This is a genomic window from Streptomyces sp. H27-C3 (assembly GCF_030063415.1).
In the GTDB taxonomy this organism is placed as follows: Bacteria; Actinomycetota; Actinomycetes; order Streptomycetales; family Streptomycetaceae; genus Streptomyces.
This window is the reverse complement of record NZ_JASITA010000026.1, coordinates 1-14,140: the sequence shown is the minus strand read 5'-3', so window position 1 is coordinate 14,140 and position 14,140 is coordinate 1. Positions and strand designations below refer to the sequence as shown.

Genomic DNA, 14,140 nt, shown 5'->3' with positions numbered 1-14,140 from the left:
GACAGTAGGATTCCTCGCCCTGTGCGTCAACGGGTGGCACGCCACGCGATCACTCCCGGAATTCACACGGTTCGCGGGTCGCGCGCGAGGACGGGCGCGAGATGATCGGCCCATGGAGCCCGTGCCGCCGGCGAACCCACTCCGCCGGACCCCTGTGCAGCAGCGCAGCGCCGACCGGCTCGCCCGGATCCTGGACGCCTGCGCGGAGCTCCTCGACGAGACCGGGTACGACGGCCTGAGCACCCGGGCCGTCGCCGCCCGCGCCGAGGTGCCCATCGGCTCCGTCTACCGCTTCTTCGACAACAAACGCGCCATGGCGGACGCCCTGGCCCGGCGCAATCTCGACAGCTACGCCGAGCGGATCGGCCACCGCGTCGCCGCCGTACCGCCCGGCGACTGGCGCGGCGCCATCGACGCGATCCTCGACGAGTACATCGACATGAAACGCACCTCCGCGGGCTTCGCCCTCGTCGACTTCGGCGTGCAGATCCCGGTGGGCGGCCCGGCCGCCGATCCCAACCACCGGGTCGCCGACCGTCTCACCGGCCTGCTCGCGGGGCACCTCGGCCGCAACCCGGACGAGGCGTTGCGCCGCAGCGTCCTGGTGGCGGTCGAGGCCACCGACGCGCTCCTGCAACTCGCGTTCCGCTCCGACCCGTCGGGCGATCCGGGGATCATCACCGAGACCCGGGAGCTGCTGCGGGCGTATCTCGCTCGTACGCTCCCATGACTCCCCACCGTGCGTACTGGTCGGTATGCTCGGTGGTGCCTGTACGCGGCTGTACGTGGGCCGTGCCCTCAGTACGTCGCGCCGTCCGCACGCCGTGTCTGTACGCCACCGCCCCGGGAGGGCTCCGTGTCCCGTACCGCCCTGCGCATCTGCCCCCTCTGCGAAGCCACCTGCGGCCTCACCCTCACCATCGAGGGGAGCACGGTCACCGGCGCCCGCGGTGACCGGGACGACGTCTTCAGCCAGGGATTCATCTGCCCCAAGGGCGCCGCCTTCGCGGAGGTCGACGCCGACCCCGACCGGCTGCGCCGCCCCCTCGTCCGCAAGGACGGGAAGCTCCAGGACGCGAGCTGGAGCGAGGCTTTCGACTTGATCGCAGCCCGGCTGCGGCCGATCGTCGAGCAGCACGGAGGGAACGCCGTCGGCGTGGTCCTCGGCAACCCCAATGTCCACACCATGGCCGGCGCGCTCTACCCGCCCCTCCTGCTCGGCGCCCTGCGCACCCGCAACATCTTCACGGCCAGCACGCTCGACCAGATGCCCAAGCACGTCTCCAGCGGTCTGCTCTTCGGCGACGCCTTCGCCATCCCGGTGCCCGACCTGGATCGTACGGATCATCTGCTGCTCCTCGGCGCCAACCCGCTCGACTCCAACGGCAGCCTGTGCACTGCCCCCGACTTCCCCGGCAAGCTCAAGGCCCTGCGCCGGCGCGGCGGCACACTCGTCGTCGTCGACCCCCGCCGCACCCGCACCGCCAAAATCGCCGACCAGCACGTCCCGATCCGGCCCGGCACCGATGCCCTGCTGCTCGCCGCCCTCGCGCAGGTCCTCTTCGAGGAGAAGCTCACCGCGCCCGGCGTGCTGAAGGAGCACATCGAGGGCATGGACGAAGTCCGCGACGCCGTAAGGGACTTCACGCCGGAAGCCGTCGCTGCGGCCTGCGACGTACCGGCCGACGAGATCCGGGGCATCGCCCGCGCCCTGGCCGCCGCACCCACCGCCGCCGTGTACGGGCGCGTCGGCAGCTCCACCGTCGAGTTCGGCACCCTGGCCAACTGGCTGGTCGACGTACTCAACATCATCACCGGCAACCTCGACCGTCCCGGCGGCGTCCTCTTCCCGCTCGCCGCCACCGCGAGCACGCCCCGCCCCGCCGGGCCCGGCAAGGGCTTCGCGCTCGGCCGGTGGCGCAGCAGGGTGAGCGGACACCCCGAGGCCAAGGGCGAGTTCCCGAGCGCGGCGCTCGCCGAGGAGATCCTGACACCGGGGGAGGGGCGCATCCGGGCGGTGATCACCGTCGCCGCCAACCCGGTGTTGTCCGCGCCCGACGGGGACCGGCTCGACGAGGCGCTGGCCGGGCTCGACTTCCTGGTCAGCGTCGACCCGTACCTCAACGAGACCTCGCGCCACGCCGACGTCGTACTGCCCCCGCCGCCGCCCGTGCAGAGCGCACACCACGACTTCGCCTTCAACGGCTTCGCCGTGCACAACCAGGTCCGCTACACCCGGCCCGCCGTCCCCCTGGAGGACGGCCGGCTCGACGAGAGCGAGATCCACGCCAGGCTCATCCTCGCCGTCAATGGGATGCACGGCGCGGAGCCGGAAGCCGTCGACGCGCTCGCCATCGGCCAGACGCTGGACAAGGCCGTCGCCACCGCCCACTCACCCGTCCACGGCCGCGACGCGCAGGAGCTGGCCGGGCAGCTCACCGGGCGCACCGGCCCCGAGCGGCGCCTCGACCTGATGCTGCGCCTCGGCCCGTACGGCGACGGATTCGGCGCGGTACAGGACGGGCTGAGCCTGGAGCGGCTCCTCGCGCACCCTCACGGCATCGACCTCGGCCCGCTGAAGCCGCGCATCCCCCAGGTACTCAAGACCCGCAGCGGCCGGATCGAGCTGTTCCCCGCCCCGATCGCCGACGATCTGCCCCGGCTGCGGCGCACGCTCGACGAGCGGCCCGCCGGGTTCGTCCTCGTCGGCCGCCGCCATCTGCGGTCCAACAACAGCTGGATGCACAACATCCCGGCGCTGGCCGGCGGCAGCAACCGCTGCACCCTCCAGGTCCACCCGGACGACGCGGGGCGCCTTGGACTGACCGACGGCGGGCAGGCGCGAGTCAGCGCCGATGGCGGGCAGTTGGAGGTCCCGGTCGAGGTGACCGACGCGGTGCGCACCGGGGTGGTGAGCCTGCCGCACGGCTGGGGCCACAGCCGGGCCGGCGTCCGGATGTCGGTCGCCGCCGCGACCCCCGGCGTCAACGTGAACCAGCTCCTCGACGGGTCCCTGCTCGACCCGCTGTCCGGCACCTCCGTGCTCAACGGATTCCCCGTGGAAGTAGCACCTCTGGGATGACCTGGGGTTTTGCTCGTATTGCTCGCATGTCAACATCTTGTTAACGCGCGGTAGCGCGACCTAACGTCAACAAACCGCCGGGTCTGGTGGAAGTTCAACGGCGAACGTTAGGTACCTCACATGCTGACCATCCTCGGATTCGCCATGATTGCGACCTTTCTGGTCCTGATCATGATGAAGAAGATGTCGCCCATCGCGGCGCTGGTGCTGATCCCGGCACTCTTCTGTGTGTTCGTCGGGCAGGGCTCGAAGCTCGGCGAGTACGTCCTCGAAGGGGTCGGGAACCTCGCGCCGACCGCCGCGATGCTGATGTTCGCCATCGTCTACTTCGGCGTGATGATCGACGTCGGCCTGTTCGACCCGATCGTCCGGGGCATCCTGCGCTTCTGCAAGGCGGACCCGCTGAGGATCGTTGTCGGTACGGCCGTGCTCGCCGCGATCGTCTCGCTCGACGGCGACGGCTCGACCACCTTCATGATCACGGTCTCGGCCATGTACCCGCTGTACAAGCGGCTCGGCATGAGCCTGGTGGTGATGACCGGCGTGGCCGCCACCGCGAACGGCGTGATGAACACCCTCCCCTGGGGCGGCCCCACGGCCCGCGCGGCCACCGCGCTCAAGCTGGACGCGGCCGACATCTTCGTCCCGATGATCCCGGCGCTGGGCGTCGGCCTGCTCTTCGTCTTCATCCTCGCCTTCGTACTGGGCAAGCGGGAGCGCAAGCGGCTCGGATACCTCTCGCTCGACGAGGTCGTCCAGACGGACAGCGAGAAGGAGACCGAGACGGTCCTGGTCACGGCCGGTGGCGGGGGCTCCGAGAGCCGCAAGATCGTCGGCGGCGCAGGCGTCGACGGTACGGACGCACTCCCCGCGGACGACGACGGCTTCCAGGGCCTCGACCCGAACCGCGACACCCTGCGCCCCAAGCTCTACTGGTTCAACGCGGGCATGACCATCGTCCTGCTCGCCGCCATGATCATGGAGCTGCTGCCGATCCCGGTCCTCTTCCTCCTCGGTGCGGCACTCGCGCTGACAGTCAACTATCCGAACATGAAGGAGCAGCGGGCCCGTATCGCCGCCCACGCCGACAACGTCCTCAATGTCTCCGGCATGGTCTTCGCCGCGGCCGTCTTCACCGGCGTCCTCACCGGCACCGGCATGGTCGAGCACATGGCCGACTGGCTGGTCGGCGCCATCCCCGAGGGCATGGGCCCGCATATGGGCATCGTCACCGGCCTGCTGAGCCTCCCGCTCACCTACTTCATGTCGAACGACGGCTTCTACTTCGGCGTCCTGCCCGTCCTCGCCGAGGCCGGCGCCGCGCACGGCGTCTCGTCGCTGGAGATCGCCCGCGCCTCGCTGGCGGGTCAGGCCCTGCACATGTCGAGCCCGCTCGTTCCCGCCGTGTACGTCCTGGTCGGCATGGCCAAGGTGGAGTTCGGCGACCACACCAAGTTCACCGTGAAGTGGGCCGCGCTCACCTCGCTGGTGGTGCTCGGCGCCGGAATCCTCTTCGGCATCGTCTGATGGGAACAACGGGCAGCAGGGCCTGGTTGCTGCGCCTCGTCATCGCGTTCAGCTTCGCGCAGGCCGCGGTGTCGATTGCGCGCCCGCGGTGTCCTACCGGGCGCTGGCGCTGGGGGCGGACGAGCGTGCGATCGGTGTGATCGCGGGTGTGTACGCGCTGCTGCCCCTGTTCGCCGCCGTACCGCTCGGCCGCAGGACGGACCACGGCCGCTGCGCCCCGCTGCTGCCCGCCGGAGTCGTCCTGATCGCCGCCGGGTGCGCGCTCAGCGGTATGGCGAACTCCTCGCCGGCGATGGCCGCTTGGAGCGGGGTGATGGGCCTCGGCCACCTCTGCTTCGTCATCGGCGCCCAGTCGATCGTGGCCCGCCAGTCGGCCCCGGCCGAACAGGACCGAAACTTCGGCCACTTCACCATCCGCGCCTCTCTCGGCCAGCTCGTCGGCCCGGTCGCGGCCGGGCTGCTGGTCTCGGGGTACGACGGCGCGATGGCCCGTACGAGCGCACTCGCCCTGGTCGTCTCGGCGGGCGTCGCGGCGGTGTCGTTCGCGGCACTGTGGCGCATCGAGCACCGCGCCCCGACAAAGGCATCTCCGGAGCGGACCAAGGTCCCCGTACACCGCATCCTGCGGACGCGCGGGGTATCGGCGGGCATCTTCATCAGCCTCGCCGTCCTGTCCACGACCGACATCCTGACCGCGTACCTCCCGGTCGTCGGCGAACACCGGGGCATCGCCCCCGCCACGATCGGCATCCTGCTCAGCCTGCGGGCCGCGGCGACGATCGCGTGCCGTCTGGTGATGACCCCCATGCTCCGACTGGTGGGCCGCCGAGCCCTGTTGACGGTGACGTGCCTACTGGCGGCCCTGCTGTGCGCGGGCGTCGCGCTGCCGGTCCCGGTGTGGGGGCTCGCGCTAATGCTGGTGGCGCTCGGCTTCTGCCTGGGCGTGGGTCAGCCCCTGTCGATGACCACGGTGGTCCAGGCGGCCCCGGCCGAAGCCCGCTCCACGGCCCTGGCCCTACGCCTCACGGGCAACCGCCTCGGCCAGGTCGCGGCCCCGGCGTCGGCGGGCCTGGTGGCCGGGGTGGCGGGCACGGCGGCGCCGTTCGTGATGCTGGGCGGACTGCTGCTGGTGGCGGCGGGGTTGGGGATGCGGCCGGAGAGAGCGGTGGCGGGTGCGGGTGAGCTCTCGGCGGGCGGAAGCGGCAACCGCCCATCGCCTCGCCGGGCCGGCGACGCTCGAACCTGAGTCGGCTGGTGTTCCTTCCACTACCTATTTCTCCGCTTGTTCCACAGGCCCCGGCCGGGGGTGCCGTCCCGCCACTTGGGCGTGGCGCCGGTTGCCGGGATCCTCGTCGGCGCCGTTCGGGTCCGCGCTCCTGGAGTTGTTGGGCCGTACGGGGGACATCGGCGGACGGGCGCGCGTTGCGGCCGTCTCTCGTGTCGATTGTGTGGCAAATAGTCTGATTAACGGTTTATTCGCCCGTCACCCTCATGTTCTGGAGGACTCCGCATGACCGTCAGACCTCTACTGCGCACCACCGTCGCCGGCTTCACCCTGGGCGCTGCGGCCCTCACCGCGATCCCCGTGGCCGTCGCCGCTCCCGGCGACAACGGCGACGTGAAAATCCACTCTGTCGGCACACCCTTCAACGACCAGCGCAACGAGCCGAAGGTCTGCCAGTTCTATCTCGCGGCGTTCAACTTCGACACGCTGCAGAACGTCAGCTGGAGCATCGTTCCCCAGCCTCCCAAGGAGGCCGGTCCGGTCCGCGATGGCCAGATCACACTCGCTACCGGCACCGGGCAGAGCCTCCCGCTCTCGCTGCCCAACGGGATGTACAAGCTGACCTGGAAGTTCCAGGGGCAGAGCGGCGCCGGCAAGATGAAGGTGTTCAAGGTCGACTGTCCGGGAGGCGTTGGCCAGCCGAACGGGCCCGTCGGTGCGGGCGGCGGTGGCGCAGCCACGCTCGCCGCCGACAGTCCCTCGCTGTTCGGGGTCGGTGCGACGATGGCCGCCAGCCTGGCGGGAGCGGCCGGGCTGATCCTCGTCCGTCGATCCCGACGCCGTGCCGATGGCGCGTCCTAGACCTCGGTACTCGCGCAGGCACAGACGCCTCCTGCGTCTCGCCAGGACGCTGGTCCTGGCTCTGTTGCTGGTCTTCGGCGGCGTCCGGTGGGCCCAGGACGGTCATCCGTCCGGTTCGCCGGTCGCCGCCGGTCCGGCCGCCGACCGGACGGCGCGGGCACCGTCGAAGCCCCCGGCCGAGCCCCGTCCCGCACCGCCGCCACCCCCGCCCGTGTCCCCTGTACCACCCCCGCCGCCCGCACCTCTGGCGCCGTCGCGCCCGACGCGGCTCGCCGTCCCGGCGTTCAATGTCGCGGCGCCGGTCGTCGGGCTGGGGCTCGACCGGGCGGGGCATCTGATCACGCCACCGGTGGACAACCCGCGCCTGGTCGGCTGGCACCGGGACGGCCCCACCCCCGGCGAGGTGGGAACCGCGGTGGTTGTCGGGCACCGCGACACCCGGACCGGCCCGGCCGTCTTCCTCAATCTCGGCATGCTCAAACCCGGCAACACCGTCCGGGTCACCCGCGAGGACGGCCGCACCGCCGTGTTCACGGTCGACTCGGTGCGGACCTACGAGAAAGCGAAGTTCCCCGACAAGGAGGTGTACGGCGCCGCCCGCCGCCCCGAGCTCCGGCTGCTCACCTGCGGGGGCGCGTTCGACTCCAAGGCGGGCTACGCGGCCAATGTGGTCGCCTTCGCCCATCTCACCGACGTCACCAAGGCGGCATGACCCGGCGGGCCCGCTTGCCTCGGTACTGACTCCGGCGGGGGCGTTCGCGCCGAGCAGGTGCCGGACGCGTACGGATCCACGCGAAGCCCCCCCCGGCAACTCCCCCGCTGCCAGAGTGGTTGCCGCTCCGGCAGGCCTGTCGATCCGTATCGAAGGGACCCCCCATGCCGCTCCTGACCACACGCGCCCGCATCGCCACCGCCACCGCCGGTGCGCTGCTCGCCGTCGGTGCGCCCACCGCGTACGCCACGCTCGCCGACGAAGCCCCAGCAGCTTCCCCGTCCGCCGCTGCCCGGGGGAAGGCGTACGTCGAGACGCGGCTGTTCTTCGGGACCGAGCGGCCCGACGGCGGTCCGGACGTCACCGACAAGCAGTTCATGGGCTTCATCGACCGCGAGGTGACGCGGAGCTTCCCGTCCGGGCTCACCATCCAGGAGGGGCGCGGGCAGTACCGGGACGCCAACGGCGTTATCGAGCGCGAGCGTTCGTACGAACTGATCCTGCTGTATCCCACGTCCGAGGCGAAGAAGCGCGACCCGCAGATCGAGCGCATCCGTACCGCCTATCAGCGCGCGTTCGGTCAGGAGTCCGTTGCCCGGATCGAAGACCGGGCCTCGGTCGACTTCTGATTCAGGGTCCGCACAGTCGCCCACACCGTCTTGCCGACCTCGCGCTCCAGCACGCCCCACCCGTCGGCCAGCGCCTCGACGAGCAGCAGGCCCCGCCCGCCGCCCGCCTCTGTGCCGGTGGGTGGGGCGAGGTGCGGCGGTACCGGCCGCCGTTCCGTACGGGCGTCGCTCACCTCGATGCGCAACACGCCCTCACCGTCCAGCGCCAGCCGCAGCTCGAAGTCGCGCCCCGGCACCCGGCCGTGCGTGACCGCGTTCGTGGCGAGCTCCGCGACGATCAGCGCCGCGTGGTCGGAGGGCTCGGTGCCGTAGGGGACATCCCACTCGTGCAGCTGGTGCACGGCCAGCAGTCTGGCCAGCCGGGCGGCCTTGTGTGTGGCGGAGAACGACTGCCTGAACACACGTACGGTAGTGGGTGGTTGGGTGGCGGACAGCTGCGTGTCGGTGTGCATGGGACCACCGTGGCGGGCACGCTCCGGGCTCCACCAGCGGACACGTCCGTACGCTGCGTCAGCGTACGGATGCGAACGGTGGACAGTACGTCGTGTGTTCCGTCACCCTGGGTGAGTTGTGGGCGGGGAGATTTACTCACCGGGAGGGTGGCCGGACATGGCCGAGGACTGTGAACGTGATGAGCCGGAGTCGTCGGACAGCCTGAGGACTTTCGGGGCGTTCGTGCAGGGCCTGCGGGAGCACGCGGGCCTCACGCGGGAGGAGTTCGTGCCGCTGGTGCGGTTCTCCAAGCACACGGTCGAGTCCATCGAGCTGGGGCGGCGGATGCCGGACCGGGAGTTCGTGGAGCGGGCGGAGGCGGTGTTCGGCGAGACGGGTGCGTTGCGGCGGGCGTTCGCCCATCTGACGCGACAGCCGGGGCTGGCGGCCTGGTTCCGGAAATGGGCGCGGTTGGAGCAGCAGGCGGTCAGCCTGGATACCTACGAATGCAGGTTGGTGCCGGGGCTGTTGCAGTCGGATACGTACGCTCGGGCGGCGTTTGGAAATCGCATCCCGCCTCTGTCTGACGAGCAACTGGAAGCTCAGGTGGTAGCGCGCATCGAACGGCAGCAGATACTACGCGAGCGCCCCAACACCTCATTCAGTTTCGTGATGGACGAGCACATCCTCCGGCGGCGACTCGGTGGAACCGAAGTCACTCGTGGATTGCTCGACTACATCCTGGCGTACGCCGACCTGAGGAACGTGTCCGTGCAGATCATGCCGACGGACAGTGAAGCCCACGCAGGTCTGGACGGCCCTCTTGCCCTGCTGGAGACGCCTGACGGCAGGCGACTCGCGTATTCCGAAGGACAGGAGACCGGCCGATTGATCGCCGACCCGAAACAGGCTGCCGTACTGCACCAGCGGTATGCCACACTCCGCTCACAGGCCCTCAGCCCTCTCGACTCCGTGGGTCTGATGGAGCGAATCAGAGGAGCGCTATGAGCACCACGGAACTGGTGTGGTTCAAGTCCACTTACAGCGGAACGTCAGGCGACAACTGCGTCGAAGTAGCCCTCTTCTGGCACAAGTCCAGCTACAGCGGGGGTGACGGCGACTCTTGCGTAGAGATCGCAACCCGCCCCACCACCGTCCACATCCGCGACTCCAAGGACAAGGACGGCCCCGTCCTCACCCTCCAGCCCCGCGCCTGGGCGGACTTCCTGGACCTCGCCACCCATAGCTGAGGCGGGGCGGATGGATGGACCCGTACCGCTGCACCGGCTCGACGTGCCCGCCGTGCACCTGTTGCCGTTCGCCATCGGCACCTTCGACACCATCGGCCCGATGTCCCGTGCCGCGTTCCCGCACCGGCACACCTTTTACGAGATCGTGCACGTCACGGGCGGGACCGGCGCGCATGTCATCGATCTCGCCCGGTGGGAACTGCGCCCGCCGCACCTGTGCTTCGTCGTGCCCGGACAGGTGCATTACTGGGAGGGTGTCTCGGAACTCCAGGGTGTCGTCATCCTCTTCACCGACGACTTCCTGCTCGACCATCCCGGCGACCACGACCTGCTGCGCAAGCTCGGCGAACGGCCGTGGCTCACGCTTTCCGACGCCGGCATGGCGGACATCGCACCGATCGTCGCCGAGATGGAGCATGAATACGCCATCGGGCGCCCGCAGTTCGCCGAGATTCTGCGCGCCTATCTGCACGTACTGATCCTGCGCGCCGCGCGCATGTCCGAGCTGGGCGGTGATGGTTCCGGCAGTCCGCGAAGGGCGGACGCCGTGACGCAGGAGTTCGTCCGGATGCTGGCCGGGCCGGGGCCGGGTGTGCGGTCGGTGCGGGACTGCGCCGCGCGGATCGGGGTGAGCGTCGGGTATCTCAACGAGGTTGTCAAGCAGGTCACCGGCCGTACCCCGGGGCAGCTCGTCCGGCAGACGAGAACGCACGAGGCGAAGCGGCTGCTCGCGCTGACCGAACTGACCGTGCGGCAGGTGGCGGGGGAGGTCGGGTTCGCCGATCCCGCGTACTTCTGCCGGTACTTCCGGCGGGAGACGGGACTCAGCCCCAGCGAGTTCCGGCGGGGGAGCGGTGCTTCGCACCACGACTACCGCATTCCGTCCATCGACCGCTCCCGGCCCCGTGCGTAGGTTCGGACCAATCCCCCGAATCGCACGTAGTCAAGGAGCCCGTCCATGGACCGTGACAGTCGTCCGAGCCGCAAAACGATACTGAGAGCCGCCTTCGCGGTAGGTGCTTCGGTGCCGATCGCGATGGCCGGCGTACCGGCGCTGGCACAGCCCGCGCGTGACAGCGGCGGGTTACCCGTCTTCACCCCGGCCTGCGACGACGGGGACGACCCGACGCCGGCGCAGACCGAGGGGCCGTACTTCAAGCCGAACTCGCCGCGGCGTACCTCTCTCGTCGACGCGAACACCCAGGGCACCCGGCTGACCGTCTCCGGCTTCGTCTTCGGGACGGCCTGCCGGCCGATCGCCAACGCGCTGCTGGATTTCTGGCAGGCGGACACCAACGGAGCGTACGACAACAGCGGTTACCGCTTCCGTGGGCACCAGTTCACTGACGTACAGGGGCGATTCGCGCTGACCACCATCGTCCCGGGGCTGTATCCGGGGCGTAGGCGCCACATCCATGTGAAGGTGCAGGCGCCCAGCCGCCCCGTGCTGACCACACAGCTGTACTTCCCGGGTGAGCCGCGCAACAACACCGACACCATCTTCGATCCGGAACTGCTGATGACGGTCCGGGCCAATGGTCCGGCGCGGGAGGCGAGCTACGACGTCGTACTGAACGTGCCGCAGGACCCGGGGCCGGGCGATCCCGGTGATCCGCCGGGCGGATCATGGAAGGCGGGGACGGCGTACCGGGCGGGGGACCGGGCGACCTATGGCGGGCGCACGTACGCGTGCCTCCAGCCGCACTCCGCGCAGGCAGGGTGGGAGCCGCCGAACGTACCCGCTCTCTGGCGCAGTAGGCCGCCGGTCGCTGCGCCTCTGGCGTCAAAAAACTATCACCGCTAGTTTGGGGCGTGGACGACTACGGCCAGCCCTGGAGGAATAGCGATGAAGGCCCATGACGGGATGTACATCGGCGGTCAGTGGCGCCCCGCCGCAGGCCAGGACACGATCGCGGTCGTGAACCCGGCCGACGAGCAGGTCATCGGCCATGTCCCGGCCGGGACCGCCGAGGATGTGGACGCCGCCGTGCGGGCCGCACGTGACGCCTTTCCGGGCTGGGCCGCGACCCCACCCGCCGAGCGTGCCGCGCGGATAGCCGCGCTGCGCGACGCGCTGGTGGCCCGCAAGGACGAGATCGCGCTGACCGTCACCGCCGAGCTGGGCTCGCCGCTGGGCTTCTCGCAGATGGTGCACGCGGGGGTGCCGATCCTGGTCGCCGGGTCGTACGCCGAGCTGGCGGCAACGTACTCCTTCGAGGAGAAGACCGGCAATTCGACGGTCTTCATGGAGCCGGTGGGTGTCGTCGGCGCGATCACGCCCTGGAACTACCCGCTGCACCAGATCGTCGCGAAGGTCGCTCCGGCCCTCGCGGCGGGCTGCACGGTGGTCCTCAAGCCCGCCGAGGACACCCCGCTGACCGCGCAGCTCTTCGCTGAGGCCGTGGGCGAGGCCGGTATCCCGGCCGGGGTGTTCAACCTGGTCACCGGGCTCGGCCTGGTCGCGGGGCAGGCGCTCGCCGAGCACGAGGGCGTCGACCTGGTCTCCTTCACCGGCTCCACGGCCGTCGGCAAGCAGATCGGCGCGACGGCCGGCGCCGCCGTCAAGCGGGTCGCTCTGGAACTGGGCGGCAAGTCCGCGAACGTCGTGCTGCCCAGCGCGGACCTGGCCAAGGCCGTCAAGGTCGGCGTCGCCAACGTCATGTCCAACTCCGGCCAGACATGCAGTGCCTGGACCCGGATGCTGGTCCACCGGGACCAGTACGACGAGGCCGTGGCGCTTGCCGCCGGGGCGGTCGCGAAGTACGTCGCGGGCGACCCGCACGACGAGAACAGCCGTCTTGGCCCCGTCGTCAACGCCAAGCAGCACGCGCGCGTGCGGGGCTATATCGCGAAGGGTGTCGAGGAGGGCGCGAGGCTGGTCGCGGGCGGGCCCGATGCGCCCCACGAGAAGGGCTACTACGTCAGCCCCACCGTCTTCGCGGACGTCACGCCCGGGATGACGATCGCCCAGGAGGAGATATTCGGCCCGGTTCTCTCGCTCATCGCGTACGAGGACGAGGCGGACGCGCTGCGGATCGCCAACGGTACGGTCTACGGGCTCGCGGGTGCGGTCTGGGCGGCGGACGACGCGGAGGCGGTCGCCTTCGCCCGGCGCATGGACACCGGGCAGGTCGACATCAACGGGGGCCGTTTCAACCCGCTCGCGCCCTTCGGTGGCTACAAGCAGTCGGGGGTCGGCCGCGAGCTGGGGGCGCACGGCCTCTCCGAGTACCTCCAGACCAAGTCCCTCCAGTTCTGAGTTCCAGTTCTGAGTCTTTGATCGATCAGTTCCGACCAGCCCTGAGACCCCACGGGAGCAACGCACCATGGTTCGTGCCGCAGTCCTGTCCGCCGTCGGCGCTCCGCTGGCGATCACCGACATCGAACTCCCGGAGCCGGGCCCCGGCCAGGTGAGGATCCGTCTCGCCGCCGCCGGGGTCTGCCACTCCGACCTGTCCCTCACCAACGGCACCATGCGGGTGCCGGTCCCGGCCGTCCTCGGACACGAGGGGGCGGGCACGGTCGTATCCGTCGGTGAGGGCGTCACGCATGTCGCCGCCGGCGACGGCGTGGTCCTCAACTGGGCGCCGTCGTGCGGCAACTGCCATTACTGCGGCCTCGGTGAGGTGTGGCTGTGCGCCAGCGCGCTCGCCGGCGCGGGGAATGTGTATGCCCGTACGGCCGACGGGACGGACCTGCGTCCGGGCCTGAACGTCGCGGCGTTCGCCGAGGAGACCGTCGTCGCCGCGAACTGTGTGCTGCCGGTCCCGGACGGCATCCCGCTCACTGACGCGGCGCTGCTCGGCTGCGCGATCCTCACCGGGTACGGGGCGGTGCACCACAGTGCGCGGGTCCGTGCGGGGGAGTCGGTCGTGGTCTTCGGGGTCGGCGGGGTCGGCCTCGCCGTCCTGCAGTCGGCGCGGATCGCCGGTGCGGGGCGGATTGTCGCCGTCGATGTGTCGGCGTCGAAGGAGGAGTTGGCGCGGGCCGCCGGGGCCACGGACTTCCTGATCGCCTCCGACACGACGGCCAAGGAGATCCGGAAGCTGACCGGCGGGCACGGGGCGGACGTCGCCATCGAGTGCGTGGGGCGGGCCGTCACCATCCGTGCGGCGTGGGATTCCACGCGGCGGGGCGGGCGGGCGACGGTGGTCGGGATCGGCGGCAAGGACCAGCAGGTCACTTTCCACGCACTGGAGCTTTTCCACTTCGGGCGGACGCTGTCGGGGTGTGTGTACGGGGACTGCACTCCGGAGCGGGATCTGCCGGTCATCGCGGAGCATGTGCGGGCCGGGCGACTCGATTTGGGGAGCATGGTCACCGAGCGGATCGGGCTCGACGGGATTCCCGCGGCGTTCGACAACATGATCGCGGGTAAGGGGGGCCGGGCGCTGGTGGTGTTCTAGGGGTGCGGGGGAGTGG

At 70.4% G+C, this 14,140-nt stretch carries 13 protein-coding genes and 1 pseudogene; 13 read left to right on the top strand and 1 reads right to left on the bottom strand.

What is annotated here, in order from left to right:
• Positions 1–112 precede the first annotated feature (112 nt).
• The 7 genes and pseudogenes from QMK30_RS24115 to QMK30_RS24085 all read left to right on the top strand — a co-directional run bounded on the left by QMK30_RS24115 (position 113) and on the right by QMK30_RS24085 (position 8,036).
• Positions 113–730 carry a TetR/AcrR family transcriptional regulator gene (locus QMK30_RS24115; RefSeq protein WP_283520402.1) on the top strand — a complete coding sequence of 206 codons (618 nt, stop codon included), beginning with the start codon at positions 113–115 and terminating at the stop codon, positions 728–730.
• 126 nt (positions 731–856) lie between these two features.
• Positions 857–3,082: a molybdopterin oxidoreductase family protein gene (locus QMK30_RS24110; protein ID WP_283520401.1), complete on the top strand. Its 2,226-nt coding sequence runs from the start codon at positions 857–859 to the stop codon at positions 3,080–3,082.
• A gap of 120 nt (positions 3,083–3,202) precedes the next feature.
• On the top strand, positions 3,203–4,609 hold the full coding sequence (locus QMK30_RS24105) for a CitMHS family transporter (RefSeq protein ID WP_283520400.1): 1,407 nt from the start codon (positions 3,203–3,205) through the stop codon (positions 4,607–4,609).
• A pseudogene (locus QMK30_RS24100) lies at positions 4,609–5,855 on the top strand (MFS transporter). The gene QMK30_RS24105 and the pseudogene QMK30_RS24100 overlap by 1 nt, the downstream one beginning before the upstream one ends.
• A gap of 264 nt (positions 5,856–6,119) precedes the next feature.
• Entirely contained in the window at positions 6,120–6,695 is a 576-nt protein-coding gene (locus QMK30_RS24095) for a hypothetical protein (RefSeq protein WP_283520399.1), read from the top strand.
• A complete protein-coding gene (locus QMK30_RS24090) occupies positions 6,682–7,407 on the top strand; it encodes a class F sortase (RefSeq protein ID WP_283520398.1) in 726 nt (241 codons plus the stop codon). Before QMK30_RS24095 ends, QMK30_RS24090 begins: the two co-directional genes overlap by 14 nt.
• Before the next feature lie 164 nt (positions 7,408–7,571).
• Positions 7,572–8,036 carry a DUF3574 domain-containing protein gene (locus QMK30_RS24085; RefSeq protein ID WP_283520397.1) on the top strand — a complete coding sequence of 155 codons (465 nt, stop codon included), beginning with the start codon at positions 7,572–7,574 and terminating at the stop codon, positions 8,034–8,036.
• Here QMK30_RS24085 and QMK30_RS24080 read toward each other — a convergent pair.
• On the bottom strand, positions 7,988–8,488 hold the full coding sequence (locus QMK30_RS24080; RefSeq protein ID WP_283520396.1) for an ATP-binding protein: 501 nt from the start codon (positions 8,486–8,488) through the stop codon (positions 7,988–7,990). The two genes, QMK30_RS24085 and QMK30_RS24080, sit on opposite strands and share 49 nt — an antisense overlap.
• Positions 8,489–8,645: 157 nt before the next feature.
• Between QMK30_RS24080 and QMK30_RS24075 the strand changes: the two genes are divergently transcribed.
• The 6 genes from QMK30_RS24075 to QMK30_RS24050 all read left to right on the top strand — a co-directional run bounded on the left by QMK30_RS24075 (position 8,646) and on the right by QMK30_RS24050 (position 14,124).
• Positions 8,646–9,476, top strand: a complete 831-nt coding sequence (locus QMK30_RS24075; protein WP_283520395.1) for a helix-turn-helix domain-containing protein — start codon at positions 8,646–8,648, stop codon at positions 9,474–9,476.
• Positions 9,473–9,718: a DUF397 domain-containing protein gene (locus QMK30_RS24070; RefSeq protein WP_283520394.1), complete on the top strand. Its 246-nt coding sequence runs from the start codon at positions 9,473–9,475 to the stop codon at positions 9,716–9,718. The genes QMK30_RS24075 and QMK30_RS24070 overlap by 4 nt, the downstream gene beginning before the upstream one ends.
• A gap of 10 nt (positions 9,719–9,728) precedes the next feature.
• Positions 9,729–10,631 (top strand): helix-turn-helix domain-containing protein, encoded by a 903-nt coding sequence (locus QMK30_RS24065; RefSeq protein ID WP_283520393.1) that lies wholly within the window; start codon positions 9,729–9,731, stop codon positions 10,629–10,631.
• A 45-nt stretch (positions 10,632–10,676) separates the two neighbouring features.
• Entirely contained in the window at positions 10,677–11,522 is an 846-nt protein-coding gene (locus tag QMK30_RS24060) for a dioxygenase family protein (protein WP_283520392.1), read from the top strand.
• Between the two features lie 42 nt (positions 11,523–11,564).
• Positions 11,565–12,977, top strand: a complete 1,413-nt coding sequence (locus QMK30_RS24055) for an aldehyde dehydrogenase family protein (protein ID WP_283520391.1) — start codon at positions 11,565–11,567, stop codon at positions 12,975–12,977.
• Positions 12,978–13,044: 67 nt separating this feature from the next.
• Complete coding sequence (locus QMK30_RS24050; protein ID WP_283520390.1) at positions 13,045–14,124, top strand: Zn-dependent alcohol dehydrogenase; 1,080 nt, start codon at positions 13,045–13,047, stop codon at positions 14,122–14,124.
• Positions 14,125–14,140 lie beyond the last annotated feature (16 nt).